This is a genomic window from Mesorhizobium bavaricum, from assembly GCF_056781655.1.
Genome location: NZ_CM165566.1, coordinates 5,074,419 through 5,099,862 on the forward strand (window position 1 = coordinate 5,074,419; position 25,444 = coordinate 5,099,862).

Sequence of the window (25,444 nt, forward strand, 5' to 3'; positions counted from 1 at the left end):
ATCAGGCAATGAAACCGAAAATCTTCATCGACGGCGAGCACGGCACCACTGGTTTGCAGATCCGGGCGCTGCTTGCCGAGCGCGGCGATCTGGAGATCATCTCCATTCCAACCGAGCGCCGCAAGGAAACGGCGGCGCGGGCGGAGTTTCTCAATGCCGCCGATGTCGCGATACTGTGCCTGCCCGACGATGCGGCGAAGGAAAGTGTCTCGCTGATCGCCAACGACACCACCAAGGTCATCGATGCCTCGACCGCGCATCGCGTCGCCGAAGGCTGGGCGTACGGCTTCGCCGAGATGGACAAGGGACAGGCAAAGACGATCGCCTCGGCCAGGCGCGTCGCCAACCCCGGCTGTTGGCCGCAGGGACCGATCGCAACGCTGCGGCCGCTGGTCACCGCCGGCCTGCTGCCGGCGGATTTCCCGATCACGGTCAACGGCATTTCCGGCTATTCGGGCGGTGGACGGCCGATGATCGAGGACTATGTCGCCAAGGGCGAGGACGCCTTGGAGTTCCTGCCCTATGGCCTCACCTTGCAGCACAAGCACGTGCCGGAGTTGAAGGCCTATGCCAGGCTATCGCATGATCCGATCATGCAGCCGGCGGTCGGCAATTTCGCGCAAGGCATGATCACCGTGGTGCCGCTGCAGCTCGGTGGTCTCGCCCATATACCGACGGGTGCGGAGCTTCATGCGGCCATTGCCGACCATTTCGCCGCCATCAAGGGCGGTGTGGTCGAGGTGGCACCCTATGCGCATCTGGAGCGCGTGCCGGACATCGATCCGGAGATCTACAACGGCACCAACCGGATGAAGGTCTACGTCTTTGCCAACGACAAACGCGCGCAGGCTCTGCTGCTGGCGGTCTACGACAATCTCGGCAAGGGCGCCTCGGGTGCCGCCGTCCAAAACATGGACCTGATGCTCGGCCTCTGATGGACGCGCCAGCATTTCCGGCGCGCTGGAGGGTCAGCGCGCCTGAACTCATCGTCGAGACCTTTTCGAGCCGAATCTGGAAGGTGCGGCGCGAGGACGGTTCGCCGGCAATCGTCAAGGCGCTCAAGCCATTCGATGATGTCGCTGATGAATTGCGCGGCGAGCACTATCTCGCCTGGCGGCGCGGTGAAGGCTCGGTGCGCCTGCTCGGCCGCGACGGTCATAGCATGCTGCTCGAATATGCCGGTGAAACCCTGCTTCGGCAGGTTCTCGACGAACAGGGCGACAACGCCGCGACCGCAATCGCGGCGGATCTCTTGGCGAAACTGTTTTCGCCATCCAAGCACCCCTTCCCGCCCGAGCTTCAGCCGCTCAGGGAGCGTTTTTCAAGCCTGTTCAGGAAAGCCGCAACCGACCGCGACGCCGGCAATGGCACCATCTACGTCAAGGCCGCCATCATCGCCGATCGGCTGCTGGCCAATCCGCACGATATCAGGCCCCTGCATGGCGACCTGCACCACGACAACGTCCTGCATGGGCCGCGCGGCTGGCTGGCGATCGATCCGAAGGGCGTAATCGGCGATCCCGGCTTCGACGCCGCGAACATGTTCTACAACCCGCTCGACCGGGACGGGCTTTGCCTGGATCCTGAGCGCATCGCGTATATGGCAGAAGTCTTTGCCGGAACATTGGCCCAGACACCGCCCGCGATCCTTGATCATGCCATCGCCTATGGTTGCCTGTCGGCGTCCTGGCATCACGAGGACGACAATCTGGTCGAGGAGAACCGCGAGTTGTCGATCGCGGCGGCGATCCAGGCGGTGCGGGCAAGCTTCTGATCCGACCACTCGACCGGCGGCGGTAACGGCTTGTTCACCATGATGGCCTACTGACGTGGGCGTGGCTCCATCAGGGATTTGTCATGGTCAGCGCGATTTCAGGTTCCTCCCAGGCAACCCAGTATTCCTCTTCCAGTTCATCGAGCAATGCGGCCCAGGAGGCCGCGCTCGAAAAGCAGATCCAGGATCTGGAAGACCAGGCCAAGGCGATCAAGGATCAGGTCCAGGCCGCCCAGGTGCAGCAGGACATCGCCGTGGCCCAGGCCAAGCTTGACGCACTCAGGGCCGCCGACGCCGACAAGGCTGCCAAGGCCGCTCAGAGCCAATCAACGCCATCCGCCGCAGCTTTGCGCCAGGCGGAGTTCGACGGCGAGAAGACGACATCTTCAAACGAATTCTGGATGTAGCTGGCTGAACTCAGCTTCTAAGAGCTATTTCCGTCGGCAAGGGATAGGCACCCTTGGTACCGCGCCAATGCGCGGCGGCAAAGCCCAGCACAATGAGCGCAAACCCCTGATGGGTCAGCGCCATATGCAGCGGCACGTGCATCAGCAGCGTGCCGATGCCGATCGAGGCCTGCACCAGCACAGCCAGGAACAGCAGCGTCGCGCGGCGGGCATGCGTTGAGCCCGGCAGCCGCCGGCGCGTGGCGATCATGTGCCACAAGGCCACGATGAACAGCGTGTAGGCGCCGAGCCGGTGCACGAACTGCACCGTCTTGGGGCTTTCGAAGAAATTGCGCCACGCCGGCTCGAGGATCAGCAAATCACCCGGGACGATCTTGCCGTCCATCAGCGGCCAGGTGTTGTAGCTCAGGCCCGCGTCGAGCCCTGCGACCAGCCCGCCGAGATAGATCTGGATCAGCGCCAAAAGCACGATGAAGCCGGCCAGCCTTTGCGTCGACCGATCGGCGGCGGGTTCGGAATGCGGCGCCAGCCCCCGCGCCACGATCATGGTCGCGGTAAAGATCAGCGCGGCCAGCGTCAGATGGGTCGCCAGCCGGTACTGGCTGACCGAGACCCGGTCCACCAGGCCCGAGGCCACCATCCACCAGCCGATGGCGCCCTGCAGGCCGCCAAGCAAAAGGATGCCGGCGAGTTTCGGCCCCAGGCCGCGCTCGATGCGGCGCGTCGCCCAGAAGAACAGCAGCGGCAAGGCAAAGACCAGGCCGACGCTGCGCGCCAGAATGCGGTGCGCCCATTCCCACCAGAAGATCGACTTGAACGCCTCGATGCTCATGCCTTTGTTGAGTTCGGCATATTGCGGGATCTGCTGATAGAGCTGGAATTCCTCTTGCCACTCGGCGTCGTTCAGCGGCGGTATCACGCCGTGGATCGGCTTCCACTCGGTGATCGACAGGCCGGAACCGGTGAGCCTGGTGGCGCCGCCGACCAGCACCAGCGCAAACAGCACCAGAACCACGACATAGAGCCAGCCGCGCAGCAGTGCCCGGTTGTGCAGGTCGCGGTCGCGAGCCACGAATGGCGCGGCAGCTGATATGGCAGCCATGGTCTTGTCCCGGCAGGTTGGTTTGGCGGATTGGTGGACCATCGCACCCGTGCTGGCAAGACCAGGCGGCGCGGCACGCCGTCGCGCCGCGTCTCACCGGTTGCACAGGGTCGCGTCAAGGCCTATGCGAAGCCAACACCCTGAGCTTGCCGGGACCGAATTCCCGACAGCCTAGACCAGGAGGCCAACCATGCCCTTGCGCCTGAAAAAGCTGATCGGAGCGTTTCTGCTGGTGGCGCTGGTCATCGTCTATGCGCTGCTCGCATCGATCTTCGCGGTCGCCCGGCTGTCGGAGTCGGGCCCGTGGGTGCATTTCCTGTTCTTCCTGTTCAGCGGCCTGCTCTGGGTGCTGCCGGCGATGGGCATCATCAAGTGGCTGATGCTGGAGCCACCGGCGAAGCGCTGAAGCGGAACCCGGCCTGCTGCCGTCAGATGGTGACGACCATCTTGCCGGCGTTGGCGAGCGGCGTGGTCACGCCCGACAGCATGGTGCGGATGTGGGCGAGGCTCTGGTAGCGGCCGTTGACTGAAATGCGCGGCAAGGCATGCAGGAACCCGGCATGTTCGGCGCGCAGCACGCCGTGGCGCGTGGTCACGGCGGAGGTGTAGCCGGCGTCGCGGACAAAGCCCACTTCCCGGCAGCCCACCGCGCTGGCATAGCCATAGGGGTAGGCGAAATGGCTGGGCTTTTCGCCCAGTTCGGCCTGCAACATGTCGCTCACGGCACCGATCTCGTGTCGCGCATCGGTTTCGGAGAGCCGCTTCAGATTGCTGTGATTGATCGTGTGGGCGCCGATCGTCACCAACGGATGCGCGGCGATGCTGCGGATTTCGTTCCAGCTCATCAAGGTCCGCAGGCGCGGGCCGTCGGCGTCGACGCCATTCGAGCCAGCCAGGTCGCGCAGCACGGCCTGCAGCTCCTCCTCGCGGACTTCGGAGGTGAGATAGGCGTGCAGGCGTGCGTTGGCCTGCAATTTCTTCGCAGGGGTCGAGCAATCGATCGTCAGCAGACCATTCGGGCGCGTCAGGGTGAGGCTGTCGCGTGCGCTGACAACATCCTCGACCACATCCCACCACAGGTCGGCGGTGCCGTTGATCAGCCCGGGCGCGACATAGATGGTGATCGGCGCGCCGTGCTTCTCCAGCACCGGCAGCGCCTCGGTCATGTTGTCACGATAGGCGTCGTCGGCCGTGATGGTGGCGAACTCACCGCCCTTGCCGCCTGCCTTGATGCGCTCGACGGCTTCGTCCATGGAGACAAAAGCATAGCCGCTCGCCTTCATGTCTGCGATCACGGCGTCGAGAAAGCCGGGCGCGATGTTCAGATGCCGGTTGACGCTGTCGGGCTTTTCCGGCGTCGCGGTAACGCGGTGCAGCATCAATATGGCGCCAATGCCGCCGATGAACGGCTTGGCCAACGGTGCAAGACCGGTATAACGGGCGACGTTCAGCGCCAGTTTCCGGATTGCCTCGCCCCCGTCGATCATTCATTCACCTTTTGCGCCTAGGCTGAACCAAGCACGGAATGCGCCTACGCGAACCCCCAAATTGCGATCAATACGTCCTAAGGATTGAGGTATGGTTGACGCAACAGCGTCATTTGACGGCAATCGGCTTGCGGCGACCGAGTCGTCGCGCGCCTTGCCACGGCATCAGGCCGGCCTGTCGATTTCGGTGGTATCCGCGGAAGGACTGTCAGCCTACGGCGAGTTCTGCCGCTCGGCCCTGTTCGCGCCGGCCCAGAGTGCTGTCTGGATTCTGAACTGGGCCGGTCAGATCCAACCAAATCTGCTTGTCGCGACGCTCAACGTGGAAGGCAGGCCGGTTTTTGCGCTGGCCCTGGAGGTCACGGCGAAAGGTCCGTTCCGTGTCGCCCGTTTCATGGGTGGCCACCACGCCAATGGCAACTTCGTCGCCGCCGATCCGAACTGGCTGGCCAAGGCGGATGTTGCGTCCATCCGGTCGATGCTGGCGGCTATTGCCAAGGCACGTCCGGACATCGATCTCATCGCGCTGGAGCGGTTGCTGCCCGATCTCGATGGCGTCGCCAATCCCTTCGCCTTGCTTGACCACTTTGCCAGTCCCAATTTGTCGCTGGCCGTTGACCTCGCCGGCGGCTTCGACGCGCTGCTTTCCCGCGCCAGCGGCAAACGAAAGCGCAAGAAGCACCGCTCGCAGATGCGCAAGTTCGATGCCGTCGGCAGCCATAGCCGCATCGAAGCGCGCACGGCGGACGAGGTGGACAGGCTGCTCGATGCCTTTTTCGAGATGAAGGAACTCCGTTTTCGCAAGATGGGCATCGCCAACGTCTTCGGCGACGAGCAGGTGCGGGCCTTCTTCCGCGCGCTGTTCACGGACGCGCTTGCCGAGGACAAGCCCTCCTTCGTGCTGCATGGGCTCGAAGTGGCCGGCAAGCTCCGCGCCATCACCGGGTCAAGCCGCTCGGGCAAGCGCCTGATCTGTGAGTTCGGCGCCATCGCCGAGGACGATCTCGGCCATACCAGCCCCGGCGACTTCCTGTTCTTCGACAACATCCAGGAAGCCTGCGAGACCGGCATCCAGGTCTACGACTTCTCCGTCGGCGACGAGCCTTACAAGCGGCTATGGTGCGATATCGAAACCCAGCAGTTCGAGGTGCTGATCCCCTTGACGCTGAAGGGCCGCGTGCTGGCGCTGACGCTTCGGCAAGGCGCTGGGATCAAGGCCTTCATCAAGAACAGCCCGACGATCTGGAAGCTGACGAAGATGCTGCGCCGCAAGGCCGTAGGGCAGGCAGCGCCAGCAGCCTCGGGCGCGGAGGATGAGAGCTAGTTAGCTTTCAGAAATTGAGCGCTTCCCGGAGCGCCGGGCCGGCCCTGACGCGCAGATCCAGATCAGCCTCGATGTGGTCGATGTGGTGCAGCATCAGCCGGCTCGCCAACCCGGAATCGCCGCTCTCCAACGCGCCGACAATCCCCGTATGCTCGCTATGCCCGCAGGCCGACACGCCAGATCGGCCGTAAAGCGCGATGACCAGCGAAGAGCGCGCCACAAGTTCTTCCATGAAGCGCTGCAGGATGGCATTGCCGGCGACCGAGGCCAGCAGCAGATGGAAATCGCCTGACGCCTTGATCTCGGAGCGCCGTGCATTGGGCCCGCGCTCGGCGATGAAGCGGCCCTCCTCGTCGAGTTGCACCCTGAAGGCAGCGATGTCGGCAGCGGTGACGCGCCCGCAGGCGGCGATGGCTATGCCCGGTTCGATCAGCCGGCGCGAGGCGAACACCTGGCGCGCTTCCTCGGGCGAAGGATTGGCGACGAAGGCGCCACGGTTGCGCTCCGTGCGCACCAGGCCCTCGAAGGACAGCATCTGCAGCGCCGCGCGCGCCACGGTGCGGGAGACGTCGAACAGGGTACCGACCTCGCCCTCCGACAGCTTGGTGCCCGGCGCCAACCGACGGTCGACGATAGCGTCGCGCAACTGGTCGCGGATCGCCTGGGCGCGATCCTGCGTGGCGCTGTCGGTGGCGGAGTAGATCTGGTCGGCAATGTTCATGGCGGAAGTCTTCCTGTCTCCTTCTAACGCGACTCGTCATCCGTGCACGAGAGGCAAAGTGAACACGAAGTCAAAAAAGATTGCATACGATTTTTGTGCACATCGCCGACAATCGCCCATAATTTGTGCAATGCACAAACAAGCTCGTTCAGCGGGCAGCAGACAAGAAACCTGATTTTCCCGACAATTCAATCGCTTGGACGTGCGCGCGGCGATTGGCATGCATGATGCATTGGTTAATGCGACCAAACGGGGAAGCCTGATGTCCAAAGCTACCGAAATCGACATTGTGTCCGTTTCGAAAGTCTATGGAACGACGACCGCCGTCGAGGACATCAGCCTGAAGATTCCGGCCGGCACCTATTGCTGCCTGCTTGGCCCTTCCGGCTGCGGCAAGACTTCGACGCTGCGCATGATCGCCGGCCATGAGAGCATCTCGTCGGGTGACGTGCGCCTCGGCAACACCGTCGTCACCGACCTGCCGCCGGCCAAACGCGGCACGGCGATGATGTTCCAATCCTATGCGCTGTTCCCGCATCTCGACCTCATCGACAATGTCGCCTTCAGCCTCAAGATGAAGGGCGTCGACAAGCAACAGCGCCGCGCCAAGGCGCTGGATATGCTCAAGCTGATGCAGATGGAGACCTATGCGACGCGGCGGCCGGCACAGCTTTCCGGCGGCCAGCAGCAGCGCGTGGCGCTGGCGCGCGCACTGATCACGGACCCGGAGGCGCTGCTGCTCGACGAGCCGCTGTCGGCGCTCGATCCATTCCTGAAGATCCGTATGCGCGCCGAACTGAAGAAGCTGCAGACGTCGCTTGGCATCACCTTCGTCCACGTCACCCACAGCCAAGAGGAGGCGATGGCGCTTGCCGACCTCATCGTGGTGATGAATGACGGCCGCATCGAACAGGCGGCCCGGCCGCGCGACGTGTTCGAGCGGCCGGCCACCGCTTTCGTCGCACGCTTCATGGGCGACCATAACGTCATCTCCGGCCGCGTCACCGGCAGCCGGGATGGCATGGTCGTCTTCGACGTCAATGGCGGCGGCTCGCTGGCGGCCAGCGGAAAACCACACGAGGTGGGACAGCCGATCGACATCGCCATCCGCACCGACCACGTGCGCATCGGCGCCGCGCCCTCGCCCGGCCTCGGCTTCACCGGCATCGTCTCCAACATCGAATATCGCGGCGCCACGGTGAAGCTCTCCGTCACCGGCGGCGGCATCGACGATTTCACTGTCATCATCGACGATTCCGACTTCTTCGCCAAACCCGTCGCCATCGGCGACGCCGTGCCGCTCGCCTGGGATTCCGAGGACGCGATCGCTCTCGGCCGCCTTCACTCATGACGTCAACGAAGCAAACCAAAACAGGGGAAAAAACATGACAAACACCATAGAAACCAAGACCGGCATTTCGCGCCGCTCGCTGCTCAAGACGGGCGCGGCCGCCGTCGGCCTTGCCGCCGGCTCGGGCGCCATAACAGGTTTCCCGACCATCTGGGCGCAGTCCAACATCACGCTGCGCCAGTTCGGCACCGGCGTGTCGAACCTCAATGCCATCGCCGACAAGTGCAAGGCCGACCTCGGCATCACGCTGGAGATGACAGCGACCGATTCCGACGCCGCCGCCCAGCGCGCCGTGACCCAGCCCGACAGCTATGACATCGCCGACATCGAATACTGGATCTGCAAGAAGGTCTTCCCAAGCGGCGTGCTGCAGCCGATGGATGTCAGCAAGCTGAAATATTACGATGAGCTGGTGCCGCTGTTCAAAACCGGCAAGCTGACCCCCGACAGCGTCATTGCCCAGGGCACCGCTCCGCACACGGTCGGCTACGTCGAAGCGCAGGACTCAAAGACCTTCGCCAAGGCGCCGACCAACTGGTTCACCATGGTACCGACCATCTACAACGCCGACACGTTGGGCATCCGCCCCGACCTCGTCGGCCGCGACATCACCACCTGGGCCGACATCATGGACCCGGCCTTCAAGGGCAAGACCGCGATCCTCAACATCCCGTCCATCGGCATCATGGATGCGGCGATGATCATGGAAGCCATGGGCAACATCAAATATGCCGACAAGGGCAACATGACCAAGGAGGAGATCGACAAGACGATCGACTTCCTGATCAAGGCCAAGCAGGGCGGTCAGTTCCGCGCCTTCTGGAAATCCTTCGACGAGAGCGTCAACCTGATGGCGTCGGGCGAAGTGATCATCCAGTCGATGTGGTCGCCAGCCGTGGCAGCCGTGCGCTCCAAGGGCATCGCCTGCCGATTCCAGCCGCTCAAGGAAGGCTACCGCTCGTGGGGCGGCGGCCTCGGCCTCGCGGCCCATCTCAAGGGCGCCGAGCTCGACGCGGCCTATGAATACATCAACTGGTACACGTCGGGCTGGGTCGGCGGCTATCTCAACCGCCAGGGCTACTACTCGGCCAACATGGTCTCGGCCAAGAAGTTCATGACCGAGGACGAGTGGGGCTACTGGATCGAAGGCAAGCCGGCCAAGGGCGACATCAAGGCGCCCGATGGCACCGTCATGGAAAAGGCCGGCGCGCTGCGCGATGGCGGTTCGTTCGAGGAGCGCATGGGCCATGTAGCCTGCTGGAACTCGGTGATGGACGAGGACCGCTACATGGTGAAGCGCTGGAACGAGTTCATCGCGGCGTAACGTGAGGCAGCGCCCCTCCTTCTCCCCTTGTGGGCGAAGGTGGCCTCGCGAAGCGAGGTCGGATGAGGGGTGTTCCAGCTTGGCGACACGTCACCACCAACGGCACCAAGACGATGCGGAGTTATCAAGCCCCATGTCTTCCAGCACCCCTCATCCATCTTGGCGCTTGGCGCCAATCCACCTTCTCCCACAAGGGGAGAAGGCAAGGCCGCTCCGCCGCTTCGCGAACCTGCACCGGGCGTAGCGATGACAGTTGCTCTCGAACGCCCCGCAATGTCCGCCGCCAGACCGGCGAGACGCCGCCGGCTCTCCCTCGGCGCGGTCACGCCCTACCTCCAATCGGCGCCGCTGGCGCTGATCCTTGGAGCGTTCCTGCTTCTGCCCATTGCCATGATCGTCGTCGTCTCCTTCTGGGACTACGACTTCGCGGCCATGTATCCGGATTTTCTGACCACCAATTATTCCGACGTGCTGGGCTCCTGGGTCACCTGGAAGACCTATCTCAACACCATCAAATTCGCAGTTATCGTCTGGGCGCTGACCTTGTTCATCGGCTTCTGGGTCGCCTATTTCCTCGCCTTCCACATCCGCACCACGGCCATGCAGATGGTGCTGTTCCTGGTCTGCACCGTGCCGTTCCTGACCTCCAACATCATCCGCATGATCTCGTGGATCCCCGTGCTCGGCCGCAACGGCCTGATCAACTCGACGCTGGTGCAGCTGGGCCTGGTGCCGAAGCCGATCGAATGGCTGCTCTATTCCGAATTCGCGGTCGTGCTGGCCATGGTGCATCTCTACACGCTGTTCATGGTGACGCCGATCTTCAACACGCTGATGCGCATCGACAAATCGCTGGTCGAGGCCGCGCGCGATGCCGGCGCGTCCGGCTGGCAGGTGCTGTGGAACGTCATCATTCCGCTGGCCAAGCCCGGCATGGCGATCGGCACCATCTTCGTCGTCACCCTGGTGATGGCCGACTTCTCGACGGTCCAGGTGATGTCGGGGGGGCAGAGCGCGTCGGTGGCGCTGATGATGAAGAACCAGATGTCGCTGCTGCAGTATCCGGCCGCCGCCGCCAATGCGGTGGTGCTTCTGGTGCTGGTGCTGTTGATGGTTGCCGGCATCCTGCGCATCGTCGACATCAGGAAAGAGCTGTGACGTGAGCCACGAAAAACGCACCCTCGAATTCTACGTGCTGGCGGCCTTCTTCACGCTGTTCGTGCTGTTCCTCTACGGTCCGCTGTCGGCGATCCTGATCCTGTCCTTCCAGGGCGAAACCGGTGGCCTCACCTTCCCGCTCAACGGCGTTTCGCTGCACTGGTTCGCCAATTTGTTCGAGCGCCAGGCGGTTGGCGATTTCGGCGGCAGCTTCAAGCGCTCGCTGGTGCTGGGCGTCATGGTGATGATCGTCACCGTCGCGGTGTCGCTGCTCGCCGGCCTTGCTTTCCGTCGTAAGTTCCGCGGTGCCACCGCGCTGTTCTACCTGGCGGTCGCCAGCCTGGTCGTGCCCTCGATCATCATTTCACTGGGCATCGGCGTCGTCTTCCAGCAGGTCGGCTTTCGCCCGGCCTGGTACACGTCGGCTTTCGGCGCCCATCTGACCTGGACGCTGCCCTTCGGCGTGCTGATCATGTTCGCCGTCTTCAACCGTTTCTCGCCTGCCTATGAAGAAGCCGCGCGCGATCTTGGCGCCTCGTCCTGGCAGACCTTCGCCCATGTCGTGCTGCCGATGATCGCGCCGAGCCTGATCGGCGTCGGCCTGTTCGGCTTCACGCTGTCCTACGACGAGTTTGCCCGCACGCTGATGACGTCAGGCACGTTCAACACGCTGCCGCTGGAGATCTACGGCATGACCACCAACGTCACGACGCCGGTCCTCTACGCGCTGGGCACGGTGACCACGGTATTCTCCTTCCTGGTGATCCTGGCGACACTCGGTGCCATCCTCTATGTCGGCCGCCGCCGGGCGAGAGCTTGAACGTGCAGATTCTTGTGGTGAACCCCAACACGACTGCGAGCATGACCGTAACCATAGGTGCCGCGGCGCGTGCCGTCGCCGGCCCCTGGACGGAGGTCGTTGCCGTCACCTCGTCCATGGGACCGGCTTCGATCGAAGGCTATTATGACGAGGCGCTCGCCGTGCCCGGCCTGCTGATGGAAATCGCTACGGGCGAGCGCCGCGGCGCGCAGGCGGCGATCATCGCCTGCTTCGACGATACCGGCCTCGACGCCGCGCGTGCCATGGCCGCCATTCCGGTCATCGGCATTTGCGAGGCGGCACTCACCATTGCGTCCTTCATCGCGCAGCGCTTCACCGTGGTGACCACCACCGAGCGCTCGCGCGTGCCGGTGGAGGGGCTTGTGCAGCGCTACGGCATGGCGGAACGGGCGCGCGTGCGCGCCGCCGACATTCCGGTGCTTGCGCTTGAAGACCCGGCATCCGGCGCAGTCGGTAAACTGCGCGACGAAATCGCCAGGGCGATCAACGAAGACCGCGCCGAGGCCATCGTGCTCGGCTGCGCCGGCATGGCCGATCTTGCGCACCGGCTGCAGGCGGAGTTCGATCTGCCGGTCATCGACGGCGTCGGCGCGGCGCTGAAACAGGCGGAAGCGCTGATAGCGCTCGGCCTTTCGACGTCGAAGCGCGGTGCCTATGCCAGCCCGCTGGCCAAGCCCTATCATGGTATGCTGAAATCCTTCTCACCCGGAGCCGTCGCCGCGGAGTGAGAGGAATGAAGCCAACCATCCGCACACTGTCGCTGCACGAGCTGGCGGTTCTCATTGACTGGGCGGCGGGGGAAGGCTGGAACCCCGGCCTCGAAGACGCAGCGATGTTCCAGGCTGCGGACCCCTCGGGCTTCATCGGTGCCTTTGTCGGCAACGAAATGGTCGCGGCAATCTCGGCAGTGGCCTATGGACGCGAATTCGGCTTCATCGGCCTCTACATCTGCCGGCCGGACAAGCGCGGCAAAGGCTACGGCAAGGCGGTGTGGACCGCCGGCATGAACAGGCTTGCGGGCAGGACCATCGGCCTCGACGGCGTCGCCGAACAGCAGGCCAATTACCGGCGCAAGGGCTTCAGGCCGGCCTACGAGACCATCCGCTACAGCGGCCGCGCGGCAGGCCCGGCGGTCAGGGTCGACGGATTGCGGACGGTGACGACCCAGCTCGTTCCCGACATCATCGCTTATGACGCGTATTGTTTTCCGGCACCCCGACGAGCCTTCCTGCAGCGATGGCTGCAGGCACCGCATCACGGGCTGGCGGCGATCAGCTCGCGCGGCACCACCGGCTATGCCGTGGCTCGGCCGTGCCGTTCAGGTTTCAAGATCGGCCCGTTGTTTGCCGACAGCACCGACGCGGCGCTGCAGCTGCTGAACGGACTGGCGGGTGCCTGCGAGGGCGGCGAGCTGCACATCGACGTTCCCGCCGAGAATACCGGCTTCATTGCGGCGCTCGAGGCGGCCGGCTTTGCGCCGACCTTCAGCACCACCCGCATGTACAAGGGCCCGCCCCCGGGCCTTGGCCTGCAGCGGCTATTCGGCGTGACGACCCTGGAATTAGGGTAGAACCAGGCGGAGTTTCCGGGAGGCTTGCGCCGCAGGTTTACGGCTCTTTCAGGCCGCCGAGCGCCGTCCCGGCACCGGATTGCCGGGCGGTTCGTGGCCGAGCGGCGTCACCAGCGTCAGGTCGGGATAGCCGCTTTCGATGAGCTTGACCGCGGCCTGGGTCACCTCATCATCCGGCTCCAGCATGGACAGGAACACCTCGGTGGCGTCACCGGCCAGACGGCCGATGCCTTGCGCGTCGGCCGGCCCGCACTCGACCACGACCAGATCATAGGCTGTGGTCAGCGACTGCATAATGATCGGCAGCCGGTCGGCGGCGCGCATGGCGCGGACCGGATCGGCGGTGCCGACGGGAATGACGTGACAGTCCGAGTAGAGATCGGCGTGGATGACGTCGCTGAACTGCGCTTCCGAAGCGAGCAGGTTGGTGATGCCGGGGAAAAGGCCGCTATCCAGCATCGGCCGCGAGGCGGCCCCCGAAGCGGTAAGGTCCAGCAACAGGACGCGCAGGCCGGCGTCGGCGACCTCGCGTGCCACCAGGACCGCCGATGCGGCAGCCTCGTCGCCCTCCGGCGAGACGAATATGGCGCGCGCCGCACCGCTGGCGATCAGCTTTTCGGCGGCCTTCTCAACGTCAATCTCGCCCAGGGTGGAACGAGCCGGCTCGGCCTCGACAGCGGTCTCCTGCGCTGTCGCCGCATCGGGCATCACGACCCTGTCAGGCACCTCGGCCTTATAGGGCATCGAAGCTGCGTAGGGATCCGCCTCTGCCTCTGCCGAACGTTCTCCCATCTCCTGGCGAGCAACGGGGTCCTGGCGAATGACGGGGGTCTGGAGGACGGTGGCCTCCTGGCGGACAACCGGCATCGCAACCTCATCGATGCGCTCGAAGGGGGAACCGGTCGCCGGCCGCATCGCCCGGCCGGAAAACAGCTCCCGCAGAAGCGTCACGATGGCCATGACCAGCAACGATGCGACGAAAGCCGCACCGACGATTGGCATAACCTTCGGGAAATACGGCTCGGACGGAACCTGGGCCAGCGACACCACCCGGGCATCGACGGGCAGATAGTTGCGGTCCTTGCGCGACGCCGCGCTGAGGTAGTTGGCCTGGTACGATTCGAGCTGCTGGCGCTTGGCGGTCGCATCGCGCTGCAAGGCATCAAGTTCGACCTGCTGTTCGCCGGCGCGCGCCGATGCGGCCTTCAGTGTGTTGACGTCGGCGACGAGTTGGTTCTCACGAGCCTGCGCGGTCTGCGCCTGGGTCATCAGACCCTTCATGAGTTTTTGCGCCTCGTTGCGGATCTGGCCGTCGAGGTCGACAAGCTGAGACTTCAACGCCCGGATGCGCGGGTGATTGTCGAGCAAGGTGGTGGAGAGATCGGCAATGTTGGCCCTGAGCTCAACCTGCCGCTCGCGCAGGCGCTGGATCAGATCGGAAGACAAGACCTCAGGCACGGCATCGAGCGAACCGCCGCCCTGCAGCGCCTTGCGCACGCTGTCGGCCGTCGCTTCCGCCGAGGCGCGGTTGGCGCGCACACGCATCAGCTCGCTCGACAGTTCGGAAAGCTGCTGCGTGGCTAGCACCGAATTGTTGCCGCCCATCAGAAGGTCGGATTGCGCGCGGTAGGTGGCAACCTTGGCCTCGGCATCCTTCACCTGCTGCTGCAGGGCGGCGATCTCCGGTGCAAGAAAGTCAGCGGCGGCATTGTTCGATTCGAGCTTGGCAGCCCCTTGCCCCGCGATATAGGCGGCAGCAATGGCGTCTGGTACGGCGGCAGCGAGCTTGGGATCTTCCGATGAGAACTCGATGGCAATGATGCGGGTCTTCTCGACACCATAGACGTTGAGCTTCTCATGCATTTTCTTGAGGACGCGTTCTTCCGTCGGAATTTCCATCGGGTCGCTCTTCAAGCCGACGAGGACCAGAGCACGGCTCAACGGCGACATGTCGAGCGCCTCGTCGAACTCGGGCAGCTTTTCCAGATTGAGCTTTTGCGCGACCTGCTTGAGGATTTCGTTGGAGGAAATTATCTGGACCTGAGTGGCAACGCCCTGTTCATCGAGAATCGGCTTGTCCGTGTCGTTGTTGCTTGCCGGCCGCGTATAAACCGATTCACGCGGAGCAATCTCCACCTGCGTCTGGGCCTTGTAGTGACGCGTGGCTAGCGAGGCGAATGCGAAAGCCGCGCCGGTCACCGCCAGCGCCACGATAACGATACGCAGCCAGTTCCTCGCCAGGCTGGCGAAGAGCTGCCTGAGATCGACGTCGACATCTGCGGCCGCGGACTGAACGGACATGCATCCCTACTCCGATACTGGGTCAGGACACACCGTAAACAACTATGGTAACTCAGCCGTTAAGATGGCGGCAAGTTCGCGTTAGGGTTTACTGGCGAGTGACAAACAAAACCGCCAAAAATCGTAAAACTCTTGCCGATGCGCCATGCGCCGGCCGCTCCCTTTACCGGCCATTAACCCTAACAGGATGATAACGACCTCGATCCTAGAGTTTGCTGCGACGCTGCAGCGACCAGTCGAAGGTACCTGTCCGGTCATGAAAAGCACTGCTTCCCTGTTTCGCGCGCTGCTTGCCGTATCGATGCTCGCCGGCTGCTCCAGCTACCGGCCGACACCAGCCGCTTTCCACGAGGTGCTCGATCAGCCCTATCGTCTTGGCGCCGGCGACCGCGTCCGCGTCACAGTGTTCGAGCAGGATGGGCTGACCAACACCTACAGCGTCGACCAATCCGGCTACCTCTCCTTCCCGCTCGTCGGCGCCATTCCGGCGCGTGGCCACACTGCGCAACAGATGGAAAAGGAGATCGCCGACAAATTGCGGCAAGGCTATCTGCGCGATCCCGACGTTTCGGTCGAGATCGACCGCTACCGGCCGATCTTCGTCATGGGCGAAGTGGGCGCCGCCGGTCAGTATTCCTATGTCCCCGGCCTGACGGTGCAGAAGGCGATCGCCATTGCCGGCGGTTTCACGCCGCGCGCCAACCAGGAAAGCGTCGACATCACCCGCGACATCAACGGCAAGGTGATGACCGGCCGCGTGGTCACGTCCGACCCGCTGCTGCCCGGCGATACCGTCTACGTCCGCGAACGCCTGTTCTGACGAACCACGTGGCGGACAACCTCAGGATCGTCCACTGCTTTCGCTCACCCGTCGGAGGAATTTTCCGGCATGTGCGCGACCTGACCGAGGCGCAGGTCGCCGCCGGGCATTCCGTCGGCATCGTCTGCGATTCGACGACCGGCGGCGAGTTCGAGGAACGCCTGTTCGAGCAGATGAAGGATATGCTGGCGCTCGGCATCCATCGCACGCCGATGCAGCGCCATGTCGGCCCGGGCGACCTCGCGTCGGCCTGGCGCACGTACAGGATCATCAAGGAATTGCAGCCGGACGTGTTGCACGGGCACGGCGCCAAGGGTGGCGCCTATGCCCGTCTGTTCGGCTCATTGTTGCGGGTATCAAGGTCTCGCGTAGCCCGCCTTTATTCGCCGCATGGCGGCTCCCTCCACTATGACGAGAACACGACCACCGGTAAGCTGTTCTTCGCGCTCGAGCGCTTCATGGCGCGCTTCACCGACTACCTGCTGTTTGTTTCCGACTACGAAAGGCGCACTTATCGCCGCAAGGTCGGGGAGCCGCCGATTCCCAACACCCTGGTCTACAATGGCCTGCGCGCCGTGGAGTTCGAGCCGGTGTCGAGCAAGTCCGACGCAGCCGATCTGCTCTATATCGGCATGATGCGCGACCTGAAGGGGCCCGACATCTTCATCGATGCGCTGGCCAGTGCCGGCCCGCGGATCGGCCGAGTGCTTACCGCGGTGATGGTCGGCGACGGCGACGACCTGCCCCGCTATCATGCCCAGGTGAAGCGGCTCGGGCTTGAAAGCCATGTCCGCTTTCTGCCGCCGATGCCGGCCAGGGAAGCGTTCGCGCTGGCGGGGCTGGTCATTGTTCCCTCGCGCGCCGAAGCCATGCCCTATATCGTCCTGGAAACGCTTGCCGCGGGAAAGCCGATGATCGCCACCTCCGTTGGCGGCATACCGGAGATCTTCGGCACCGGCTCCCCGGCCTTGATCCGGCCCGACCCGGTGGAGCTGGCCGACAGGATGAGCCAGGCGCTGGCCGACCCCGCCGCCTATGGCAGACTGATGCCCGACGGCGCCAGCCTCAAGGCGCGCTTTGGCGCCGATGTGATGGCCGCCAACATCGAGAAGGCCTACTTCGCCGCGCTCGATAGATAGGCCTCAAGCCCAAGCCGTTTCAAAGCCACTCGTTGTTTCAAGGGTTTCTTAGCTCTCTTTTGCTATTCACCGTAGGGAAGCTTGCGGAAAGCCCCATGAACGAGATCGACCCCGCGCGCCGCTTTTCAGCAGAGGCGGTGCGTAAATTCGACGGCCCGGCCGATGGCGACACGCCCGGCGGCATGAACGATGTCGCCCGCCAGGTCGCTTCGCAGTACAGGCGCGATACCATGTCGCCGATCATGGTCAGCGGCGTCCTGCGCATGGTCGAATTCGGCTTGCTGTTCCTGTCCGGGCTCGCCGTCTATTTCCACTATGTGGGGTTCTTCAACTATCTGGCCTGGCAATATCCGCTGACGATCGCCGCCTCGTCGTTCTTGGCAGTGGTGCTGCTCGACGTCACCGATTGCTATCAGATCGTGGCCCTGATGCGGCCCATCGCCAATTTCGGCCGCGTGCTCCTGGTCTGGGCCGGCACTTTCGCCCTGATGGCGCTGACGGCGTTCGTCATGAAGATGTCGGAAGACTATTCACGCCTGCTGTTCGGCACCTGGTTCGTCGTCGGTTTCGTCCTCCTCTTCGGCCTCAGGCTGGTGATGTCGAAGGTGATCCGGCGCTGGGCGCGCGATGGCCGCATGGAGCGGCGCGCCGTCATCGTCGGCGGTGGCAAGGCGGCTGAGATCCTGATCCGCTCGGTCGAAAAGCAGCCATACAACGATATCCGCATCTGCGGCATCTTCGACGATCGCGGCGACAAGCGCTCACCGCCCATCGTCGCCGGCTATCCCAAGCTCGGCACCATTTCGGAACTGATCGAGTTCGCCCGCATCGCCCGCATCGACATGCTGATCGTATCGCTGCCGCTGACCGCCGAATCGCGCGTGCTGCAGCTGTTGAAGAAGCTGTGGGTGTTGCCGGTCGACATCCGGCTGTCGGCGCATTCCAACGCGCTGCAATTTCGCCCGCGCGCCTATTCCTACATCGGCTCGGTGCCGATGCTCGATATCTTCGACAAGCCGATCAACGACTGGGATTCGGTCGCCAAGCGCGCCTTCGATATCGTCTTCAGCCTCGTCGGCATCGTCATGTTCTCGCCGGTGATGCTGGCGACCGCTATCGCCATCAAGCTCGACAGCAAGGGGCCGGTGCTGTTCCACCAGAAGCGCCACGGTTTCAACAACGAGATCATCGAGGTCTACAAGTTCCGCTCGATGTATACGGACAAGGCCGACCCGACCGCCAAGCAGACGGTGACCAAGAACGACCCGCGCGTCACCCGCGTGGGCCGCTTCATCCGCAAGACCTCGATCGACGAGCTGCCGCAGTTCTTCAACTCGCTGCTGGGTTCGCTGTCGCTGGTCGGACCGCGCCCGCACGCCATCGCCGCGCAGTCGCATAACCTCCTCTACAACGAAGTGGTCGACGGCTATTTCGCGCGCCACAAGGTCAAGCCAGGCGTCACTGGTTGGGCGCAGATCAATGGCTGGCGCGGCGAGATGGACACCAACGAGAAGATCCGCATGCGGACGGAGTATGACCTCTATTACATCGAGAACTGGTCGCTGCTGTTCGACTTGCGGATCCTGTTCCTGACGCCGATCCGGCTCTTGAACACGGAAAACGCCTATTGAGCGCGATTTCCCACGAGCTGCCGCAGGCCGCGGTCAACGCCAAGCTGATCGCGCTGATTTCCTCGGGCGCGGTCTTCCTCGGCATATTCCTGTCCGGCTTCGTCATCAGCGAACCGGCGCCCTATGAACTCTACATGGCCGGGCTGATCGCCATCTGGGCTCTCTTCGGCCTGAGGGTGTCGCGCGCGGCAATGCCGCTGCTGGTGCTGCTGGTGACGATGAACATCGGCGGCATGATGGCGATGACGCAGATGGCGGATCTGGCCAACACGCCGCTCTATCTCGCCGTCTCGCTGTTTCTCGCCTTCACCGCGGTGTTCTTCGCCTCGGTGACCGCGGTGCAACCCAGCCTCTACCGGCTGATCTTCTTCGCCTATGTCGTGTCGGCGGTGATCACCTCGCTGCTCGGCATAGCGGGCTATTTCCACACCTTTCCGGGCGCGGAGATGTTCACCAAATACGACCGCGCCGCCGGCGCCTTCCAGGACCCGAATGTGTTCGGCCCGTTCCTGGTGCTGCCCGGCATCTATCTGCTCTATCTGCTTTTGACCGGACCGATCCCACGCATGCCGCTGCTGGCGGTGCCGCTGCTGATCATCACCGCCGGCATCTTCTTCTCCTTCTCGCGTGGCGCCTGGGGCATGTTCGCCGTCTCGGCCGTCCTGCTCACCGGCTGCCTGTTCCTGCAGAGCGCCAGCGGCATGTTCCGGCTGCGTGTGGTGGTGATGACGATCGCCGCGCTGTCGCTGCTGGTCATCGCCATGGTCGTCATCCTGCAGCTGCCCGGCGTGTCGGAGATGTTTTCCAACCGCGCCCATCTCGAACAGAGCTACGACACCGCCCGCCTCGGCCGCTTCGCCCGCTACGCAATCGGCTTCCAGATGGCGCTCGAGCATCCGTTCGGCATCGGCCCGCTGGTCTTCGGCACCATCTTCGGCGAAGACACCCACGACATCTGGCTGAAGATGCTGATGGACTATGGCTGGCTCGGCTTCGTGTCGTTCCTGACGCTCGTTGCCTGGACGATATCGGCCGGATTCCGCATCCTGCTGCGCGACCGGCCGTGGCAACCCTACCTGCTGTGCGCCTATGTCGCCTTCATCGGCAATATCGGGCTCGGCACCTTCATCGACATCGACCATTGGCGCCATGTCTATCTGCTGCTCGGGCTGATCTGGGGCGCCATCGCGCTGGAATACCGCCATCAGCGGCTGTTGCGACCGGATCCGGTTCAAGCCCAAGGTGGAAAGCGAGCTATGGAAGGCGGTTGGTTTGCGAGCGTCAAGGATTTTGAGCGCTCGTAAGTTCCTGTATTTTCTCGAGGAGGTTTTTGACCAGTAGCTGGTAGATCTGCGTGAGTTCCCCTGGCGATAGTTCGACTCTGATGTCGTACTGCCCGGAATAATTCACCTGCAGATTTACTGTCCCGAACAGCGTCGTGGCGCCATCGCGAATGTCGGTCGCCACAATCATGTTTTGCAATGACTGGTCCAGCAGAATGACACCCGGTTCTCCGGGGTGATTGTGGGTTGTCGTCCTGATCTTCACGTCATCCTCCTTTTCCGACCTTCAAGAAAAGCGCAGACCAATCTCGCAATGATATAGCACACCAAACCCCGACGCCTCACTCACATGGGTTCTAACGAAGCCAGCCGAGATTGCCGCAGTTGCCCTGGCACTGCCAATCGTCACCGTTCCTCTTTGAGATCGAATTCAAGCTCGCGGTGGCATGATCGATCACGCTTCGGCCGGCTTCAAGTTGTGGGGCGTGGCTTGATCTCGGTGCCTACAACTCGAATTCCATCAAAGTCTAACGACTGGAACAATGCACTAGAAAGCACCTGCGGTAACAGTTGATTCAACCATCACTGGTATATTAGAGAGTGTGAGTAGCGGCTCCGACAGTGGGCGGGCGCTGAGTGCCGGAGCCGCCTGCGCAGTCCGGTTGGGGTTTGACCGCGCCGTCCTATTCTGGGACAGCGCGGTCAATGATTCGTTAAAATTTTCCGGAACTAATTAAGTGCACGCTAATTGACGTCGCGCGACTTCAAGCGGGTTTAGGCGCTACCCAGCCGCGGCGCTGTAGGGCGGCCAGGGCAAACGCTCGCCGGCCGGGGAAGTCTGTCACTCGATGTAGGTCACCGCACCCGTCTGGAGATCATAGATCGCCGCGACAATCTTTAGATTCTGCGACCCGGTGAGACCAGCCAACACCTTGCTCGACGCCGTCAGGCGCCTCGCGGTCCTGCGTGCGCTCTCTTGGCCGTGTTGTCGACGAAATCGCCCGCTTCGTTCCGCGCCGAGATCGCGGCGGGCAGGATCGGTTCGATCATCGGGCCGATAGCGCCGGGATAGGTGGCGTTCTTCGTGACCACGTCGCATGCTGCCTTGACGGCGCCGCAGCTGGTGTGGGCGAGGACGACGATCAAGGGAGAGCCGAGAACCGCAGCACCGTATTCGACCGTGCCAAGCGTGGCGGTGTCGACCAGGTTGCCAGCATTCCGGGCGACGAAAAGTTCGCCGACGCCATGGCCGCCGAAGATCAGCTCCGGCGGAACGCGGCTATCGGCGCAACTGATGATCGTGGCCCATGGCGCCTGATGCCCGGCGACAGCGGTCCGCTGCGCGGCTAGGTCGATCGAGCAGAGCTCCGGGTGGCTGACATAGAGCTCGTTGCCGGCTTTCAGCGCGGCGAGCGCTGCATCGGGGGACAGCGCCGGCGCAGCACTCTCCGCCGCGCGCGCCGACCACGAAGCACCGCCAAGACCGATCGCAAGCAGCCCCGCGCCGATTTTGAGGAAATCCCTGCGGCCGACCCCTTCACCGTCGCAATTGCTGCACACTGTTTGGCTCCCCCCACGAGTTTCAGAGACTGTTGCAGGTCGACTGTATACACGCTTCCTCTAATATCTCCGAAACACATAAACCACGCGTCCGGTGCAGCGCCCCTTTAACGGAGCGCTGAAATTCCCCTTCGCGGAAAGCACCCTGGGCAAACAGCTTGAGGCGAGTTCGGGCTGGTCGGGTCGATTGCATCACCTGCCCGCCTTGCAATTCGACTACGGCTTCGCTCGATGGCGGCCGCGATCGGCACCCGGTGTTTTTCACGGTCATTCCCGACTACCAAGGCCAGCACGGGAGCGGAACCGCGACTGGAAACCGACTTTTGAGCGAGGGACTTAGGGACTTCGGTCTTAGTCCAGCCAATAGGCTTAATTGCGCAGTTGATAATGTGCCCATAGTTTTGGCAGCGCGGGGGACGTCCAAAACAAAACCCGCAGTGGCCGGTGCGGCCTACCCCAACACCAAACACCCCGACCGTACCGGCCATTTCCCTTTAGAGACGCGGCCGGGCGCTGCTGGCCTACATCCTGATCGAGACATACGACAACAGGTAAAGGATCGCCACGGTCGCCGTCACGAGCACGACCCATAAGCCTAAGCTGCTCATGCTTCCCTCACTTCCCGCGGCGCGCCGTTGGGCAGGGTGTTGGGATGTAAGGGACGCCGGCCCAGGCGGAAAGCTCCGCAAGCACAAGCTAATATAATCGAGATGCAGACGCCTATGGTGTGATCGCGGACCCTCTCCAGGGCTTAGGCGCATAGGTTGTCACCGGCACCTGTCAGCCAAAGCCCGAGCCTCGCTCGTGAGCGTTTTTGAAAAGCGGCATTGGCGCACGGTCCTAGCCACCAAGGACAAGGCCAAAGCCCTGGCCATGGCGAAAGAGATCGGCGACAAAGGTGAGGGTTGAGGAGATCACGCCGAAGGTAAAGAGGCGCTGACTGATCCAAGTCTTGCATAATTAGCTTCTGAAATGCCGGTGCTGCTGCCGAAGGGAGAGGGAAACGCGGGGCCGATTCCGACCCGCGTTGCCAAGCGCCGCCGATAGCTGGACTTAGACTAAGGGTTAGTTGCAACCCGCCGCGAGCACCCCAACATCATATGCCGGACCTACTGTCCGAGAGATCTTGCTGGGAATATCGCGCTGCTTGTTGAGTGAAGATAGTGAGAAGTCTAGCCCGCACCACCACCGTGATTGCCTCGATAGCTGTGGCTATCGTGCTGGCTTTTATGGCAGCTAAAGGATTTGAGCTATCGGCACCAGATCCGATCGTGGCTCATACCTTCGAGAGGAACATTTGAGGAGCACGAGGCGCGGCTTCCTCTGCCCGCTAGGGCAAACCGGGCAACGCTAGACGCCACCATTGCAGAGCCGCCCTGCGCCATGCGAGTTTTGTCAACCAAATGGCCCATCATGGGAGTTTAGTCATGTCCATTCGCCGGATTGCGTTGACCTGGGCAGCGGTCACGCTTGCCTTCACAACCCTCGCCCAGGCCCGGCCGGACACCCGCGCCATGACCTGCCAACAGACGCAGGCGCTAATCGAGAGCCGTGGCTCGGCGGTGCTGACCACAGGTCCGAACACCTATGCCCTCTACGTCCGCCAGCACAGCAATGCGTGCGACTGGTCGGAAATCCCAGCAGTAGCGTTTGTGCCAACGCGCGACGGCCAGTGCTTGGTTCATGGATGCAGAGAGCCGCTCTTCACTCCTCGCAGCTGACGACAAGGCGCCAAAGCCGGCGACATCTTGAGCCTCACACGGCGCCCCTCCACAAGCTTCGCCCCTGCAAGGGCGCGCTTGACGATTTCAGTCGAAGGAAAAAGCCGGCGCCGCTCGCTGGAGGTTGCCTGAAAGGCGCCGGCAAAGCGGACGCCAAGTCCGCCGCGCTTCCTGATAGCTGAGTCTTGACCTTACGTCATGTGGAGGGGCGTTAAGCCTTCGCCTTCCGCTTCGCGGGCGCCTGCTTAACAGGTTCAGCCTTGCGACCTAAACCACTAGCCTTTGCCAGAGCCGATCTGCGATTGGAGTACTCCGGTGCGACCATTGGATAGTCGTGCGGCAAGCCCCATTTCGCGCGGTATTCATCCGGTGTCATGCCAAGCAAACCAAGGTGGCGTTTCATTGACTTGAATTTGCGGCCGTCTTCCAAGCTCACGATGTAGTTCGGAAACACAGACCTCTTCGGATTGACGGCGGGCGCCTGCTGTTCGGCTGGCGGTGCTGCGGGACGATTGAGACCCGAAAGCGAGAGATGCACAGAGGCGATCAGGTCGGGCAGCGAAGTGGCTGGCAACGGGTTGTTGCTTACGTATGCAGAGACAAGATCCGCCGTTAGCTCGGCCAGCGCAGCGGCGTGGTTGTCGGTTTCGTTGGTCATTTGTCGGTCCCCCGTTGTTAGCTGACAAACAACGTCTTTATTAGAGGCTTCTTAAATACGCAATTCTCCCAAGGCCGCTGGCAAGCATCAGCCCGCCAGGGCGCGCCCGACAGCTATTCCAATTCCAATCGGCAATCCGGTGGCGAGTTTTCCGCCAAGGTCGACGCCTGACCGCTCAGCATCGCAAATGAGACAAGGCCCGCTTCGGCGGACTTTTTGTTTGTGTGTCAGACAATAAAAAACCCGCTGCCGGAGGGGATGGCAGCGGGTTATTAATGGCTCGCCACGGGGGGGCGGTGGTGAGCGCGGGGTCAGCGATTTGAATGGGAGGAAAGAACCGCCGACAGATGGAAATCTACCACAGCGGCGCCGTTCCTCAATTGTGCGAAGGTGTTGCTGACGTAAGCAAAGGCGTTACCGGATCACACGAAAGGTTTAGCCCGCTTCGCGCGGGCTGTTCATTGCTGGCTACAATGTGGCTAGAAATTTCATAGCCACCTCTGGGGGATGTGGCTAAGCCTTTGTTTTGTTTGGTCGGAGTGGCCGGATTCGAACCGACGACCCCTTGACCCCCAGTCAAGTGCGCTACCGGGCTGCGCTACACTCCGGACCGGTCGCGATGTATCGTGATAACCCCGCTCGGGTCAACCGAAATTCGGCGACTATCAGGCCGATGCCATCGTGGGGTGCCAGCGAACTCCCAACCTACCCCTGGCAAACATCGACCCAAGCGGCGCCGGTGAGGTCGACCATGCGCTGCGGTGTAATCCGCACGGCGGCGTTGGTGGCGCCGGCGGCGGGCACGACCGCGTCGAAATCGCGCAGCGACGTGTCGCAATAAACCGGTAGCGGCGCCGGCAGGCCGAACGGGCAGACACCGCCGACCGGGTGGCTGGTTGCTTCGACAACCTCAGCGGCGTCGAGCATTCGCGGCTTGCCGCCGAACTGGTCCTTGAACTTGCGGTTGTCCAGCCTGGCGATGCCACTGGTGACGACGAGCATGGTGCGGTCGCCGACGCGCAGGCAGATCGTCTTGGCGATTTGCGCCGGCAGCACGCCATGCGCCTCTGCCGCCAGTGCCACCGTTGCCGAACTTGCTTCGGTGACGATGACATCGATGTCGGGCGCGTGGGCGGCAAAGAAGGCACGAACGGTTTCCAGGCTCATATCGAAAACCCACGGTTCAAGATTTTTTGGACGGCGGCCGTGATTGGCAGCGGATGGTTCGCCGCGCGTATAAACACGTGCGGTGCACAAATCGGCAAGTCCCAA

At 62.9% G+C, this 25,444-nt stretch carries 24 protein-coding genes and 1 tRNA gene; 16 read left to right on the forward strand and 9 right to left on the reverse strand.

The window, feature by feature from the left end:
* Nucleotides 1–8: 8 nt before the first annotated feature.
* The 3 genes from argC (at nucleotide 9) to AC1RZR_RS24920 (ending at nucleotide 2,181) form a co-directional block, all read left to right on the forward strand.
* Entirely contained in the window at nucleotides 9–935 is a 927-nt protein-coding gene (gene argC, locus AC1RZR_RS24910; protein ID WP_477275522.1) for an N-acetyl-gamma-glutamyl-phosphate reductase, read from the forward strand.
* Nucleotides 935–1,774 (forward strand): aminoglycoside phosphotransferase family protein, encoded by an 840-nt coding sequence (locus AC1RZR_RS24915; protein WP_477275524.1) that lies wholly within the window; start codon nucleotides 935–937, stop codon nucleotides 1,772–1,774. The genes argC and AC1RZR_RS24915 overlap by 1 nt, the downstream gene beginning before the upstream one ends.
* 83 nt (nucleotides 1,775–1,857) lie before the next feature.
* Nucleotides 1,858–2,181 carry a hypothetical protein gene (locus tag AC1RZR_RS24920; RefSeq protein WP_378925484.1) on the forward strand — a complete coding sequence of 108 codons (324 nt, stop codon included), beginning with the start codon at nucleotides 1,858–1,860 and terminating at the stop codon, nucleotides 2,179–2,181.
* A 10-nt stretch (nucleotides 2,182–2,191) separates the two neighbouring features.
* Here AC1RZR_RS24920 and AC1RZR_RS24925 read toward each other — a convergent pair whose 3' ends face one another.
* Nucleotides 2,192–3,283, reverse strand: coding sequence for a COX15/CtaA family protein (locus AC1RZR_RS24925; RefSeq protein ID WP_477275526.1), 1,092 nt, complete (start codon nucleotides 3,281–3,283; stop codon nucleotides 2,192–2,194).
* Nucleotides 3,284–3,473: 190 nt separating this feature from the next.
* On the opposite strand from AC1RZR_RS24925, the gene AC1RZR_RS24930 reads away from it, so the two are divergent.
* Entirely contained in the window at nucleotides 3,474–3,689 is a 216-nt protein-coding gene (locus AC1RZR_RS24930) for a DUF2842 domain-containing protein (protein WP_477275528.1), read from the forward strand.
* Nucleotides 3,690–3,711: 22 nt separating this feature from the next.
* On the opposite strand, the gene AC1RZR_RS24935 is transcribed toward AC1RZR_RS24930, so the two are convergent.
* On the reverse strand, nucleotides 3,712–4,770 hold the full coding sequence (locus AC1RZR_RS24935; RefSeq protein WP_477275530.1) for a polysaccharide deacetylase family protein: 1,059 nt from the start codon (nucleotides 4,768–4,770) through the stop codon (nucleotides 3,712–3,714).
* Between the two features lie 91 nt (nucleotides 4,771–4,861).
* On the opposite strand from AC1RZR_RS24935, the gene AC1RZR_RS24940 reads away from it, so the two are divergent.
* Nucleotides 4,862–6,094: a GNAT family N-acetyltransferase gene (locus AC1RZR_RS24940; RefSeq protein WP_477275532.1), complete on the forward strand. Its 1,233-nt coding sequence runs from the start codon at nucleotides 4,862–4,864 to the stop codon at nucleotides 6,092–6,094.
* A 7-nt stretch (nucleotides 6,095–6,101) separates the two neighbouring features.
* On the opposite strand, the gene AC1RZR_RS24945 is transcribed toward AC1RZR_RS24940, so the two are convergent.
* The gene (locus AC1RZR_RS24945; protein ID WP_477275534.1) at nucleotides 6,102–6,815 is read right to left on the reverse strand and encodes a GntR family transcriptional regulator; all 714 of its coding nucleotides are present in this window, start codon (nucleotides 6,813–6,815) and stop codon (nucleotides 6,102–6,104) included.
* A gap of 262 nt (nucleotides 6,816–7,077) precedes the next feature.
* Here AC1RZR_RS24945 and AC1RZR_RS24950 point away from each other — a divergent pair, with 262 nt between their 5' ends.
* The 6 genes from AC1RZR_RS24950 to AC1RZR_RS24975 all read left to right on the forward strand — a co-directional run bounded on the left by AC1RZR_RS24950 (nucleotide 7,078) and on the right by AC1RZR_RS24975 (nucleotide 13,059).
* Entirely contained in the window at nucleotides 7,078–8,166 is a 1,089-nt protein-coding gene (locus tag AC1RZR_RS24950) for an ABC transporter ATP-binding protein (RefSeq protein WP_481826299.1), read from the forward strand.
* A 34-nt stretch (nucleotides 8,167–8,200) separates the two neighbouring features.
* Nucleotides 8,201–9,490 (forward strand): ABC transporter substrate-binding protein, encoded by a 1,290-nt coding sequence (locus AC1RZR_RS24955; RefSeq protein WP_481826300.1) that lies wholly within the window; start codon nucleotides 8,201–8,203, stop codon nucleotides 9,488–9,490.
* Between the two features lie 246 nt (nucleotides 9,491–9,736).
* Entirely contained in the window at nucleotides 9,737–10,648 is a 912-nt protein-coding gene (locus AC1RZR_RS24960) for an ABC transporter permease (RefSeq protein WP_481826301.1), read from the forward strand.
* A 1-nt stretch (nucleotide 10,649) separates the two neighbouring features.
* The gene (locus AC1RZR_RS24965) at nucleotides 10,650–11,468 is read left to right on the forward strand and encodes an ABC transporter permease (protein ID WP_477275542.1); all 819 of its coding nucleotides are present in this window, start codon (nucleotides 10,650–10,652) and stop codon (nucleotides 11,466–11,468) included.
* A gap of 2 nt (nucleotides 11,469–11,470) precedes the next feature.
* Nucleotides 11,471–12,217, forward strand: a complete 747-nt coding sequence (locus AC1RZR_RS24970) for an aspartate/glutamate racemase family protein (protein ID WP_481829113.1) — start codon at nucleotides 11,471–11,473, stop codon at nucleotides 12,215–12,217.
* Between the two features lie 5 nt (nucleotides 12,218–12,222).
* Nucleotides 12,223–13,059 carry a GNAT family N-acetyltransferase gene (locus AC1RZR_RS24975; protein WP_481826302.1) on the forward strand — a complete coding sequence of 279 codons (837 nt, stop codon included), beginning with the start codon at nucleotides 12,223–12,225 and terminating at the stop codon, nucleotides 13,057–13,059.
* Between the two features lie 48 nt (nucleotides 13,060–13,107).
* Here AC1RZR_RS24975 and AC1RZR_RS24980 read toward each other — a convergent pair whose 3' ends face one another.
* Nucleotides 13,108–15,360 (reverse strand): GumC family protein, encoded by a 2,253-nt coding sequence (locus AC1RZR_RS24980; RefSeq protein WP_481826303.1) that lies wholly within the window; start codon nucleotides 15,358–15,360, stop codon nucleotides 13,108–13,110.
* 256 nt (nucleotides 15,361–15,616) lie between these two features.
* On the opposite strand from AC1RZR_RS24980, the gene AC1RZR_RS24985 reads away from it, so the two are divergent.
* The 4 genes from AC1RZR_RS24985 (at nucleotide 15,617) to AC1RZR_RS25000 (ending at nucleotide 20,254) form a co-directional block, all read left to right on the forward strand.
* Nucleotides 15,617–16,180 carry a polysaccharide biosynthesis/export family protein gene (locus AC1RZR_RS24985; RefSeq protein ID WP_013532220.1) on the forward strand — a complete coding sequence of 188 codons (564 nt, stop codon included), beginning with the start codon at nucleotides 15,617–15,619 and terminating at the stop codon, nucleotides 16,178–16,180.
* 8 nt (nucleotides 16,181–16,188) lie between these two features.
* Nucleotides 16,189–17,319 carry a glycosyltransferase family 4 protein gene (locus tag AC1RZR_RS24990; RefSeq protein ID WP_477275549.1) on the forward strand — a complete coding sequence of 377 codons (1,131 nt, stop codon included), beginning with the start codon at nucleotides 16,189–16,191 and terminating at the stop codon, nucleotides 17,317–17,319.
* 95 nt (nucleotides 17,320–17,414) lie between these two features.
* Nucleotides 17,415–18,950, forward strand: a complete 1,536-nt coding sequence (locus AC1RZR_RS24995; RefSeq protein ID WP_477275551.1) for an undecaprenyl-phosphate glucose phosphotransferase — start codon at nucleotides 17,415–17,417, stop codon at nucleotides 18,948–18,950.
* Nucleotides 18,947–20,254, forward strand: coding sequence for an O-antigen ligase family protein (locus AC1RZR_RS25000; RefSeq protein WP_481826304.1), 1,308 nt, complete (start codon nucleotides 18,947–18,949; stop codon nucleotides 20,252–20,254). Before AC1RZR_RS24995 ends, AC1RZR_RS25000 begins: the two co-directional genes overlap by 4 nt.
* Here AC1RZR_RS25000 and AC1RZR_RS25005 read toward each other — a convergent pair.
* Nucleotides 20,232–20,498: a hypothetical protein gene (locus AC1RZR_RS25005; protein WP_477275555.1), complete on the reverse strand. Its 267-nt coding sequence runs from the start codon at nucleotides 20,496–20,498 to the stop codon at nucleotides 20,232–20,234. The genes AC1RZR_RS25000 and AC1RZR_RS25005 overlap by 23 nt on opposite strands.
* Nucleotides 20,499–21,178: 680 nt before the next feature.
* A complete protein-coding gene (locus AC1RZR_RS25010) occupies nucleotides 21,179–21,793 on the reverse strand; it encodes a carbonic anhydrase (RefSeq protein ID WP_481826305.1) in 615 nt (204 codons plus the stop codon).
* Between the two features lie 1,427 nt (nucleotides 21,794–23,220).
* On the opposite strand from AC1RZR_RS25010, the gene AC1RZR_RS25015 reads away from it, so the two are divergent.
* Nucleotides 23,221–23,514, forward strand: a complete 294-nt coding sequence (locus tag AC1RZR_RS25015) for a hypothetical protein (protein WP_481826306.1) — start codon at nucleotides 23,221–23,223, stop codon at nucleotides 23,512–23,514.
* A 211-nt stretch (nucleotides 23,515–23,725) separates the two neighbouring features.
* On the opposite strand, the gene AC1RZR_RS25020 is transcribed toward AC1RZR_RS25015, so the two are convergent.
* From AC1RZR_RS25020 to AC1RZR_RS25030, 3 genes are all read right to left on the reverse strand, one after another.
* Complete coding sequence (locus AC1RZR_RS25020; RefSeq protein WP_481826307.1) at nucleotides 23,726–24,172, reverse strand: Ros/MucR family transcriptional regulator; 447 nt, start codon at nucleotides 24,170–24,172, stop codon at nucleotides 23,726–23,728.
* 531 nt (nucleotides 24,173–24,703) lie between these two features.
* A tRNA-Pro gene (locus AC1RZR_RS25025) sits at nucleotides 24,704–24,780 on the reverse strand.
* A 97-nt stretch (nucleotides 24,781–24,877) separates the two neighbouring features.
* On the reverse strand, nucleotides 24,878–25,339 hold the full coding sequence (locus AC1RZR_RS25030; protein ID WP_477275562.1) for a YbaK/EbsC family protein: 462 nt from the start codon (nucleotides 25,337–25,339) through the stop codon (nucleotides 24,878–24,880).
* Nucleotides 25,340–25,444 lie beyond the last annotated feature (105 nt).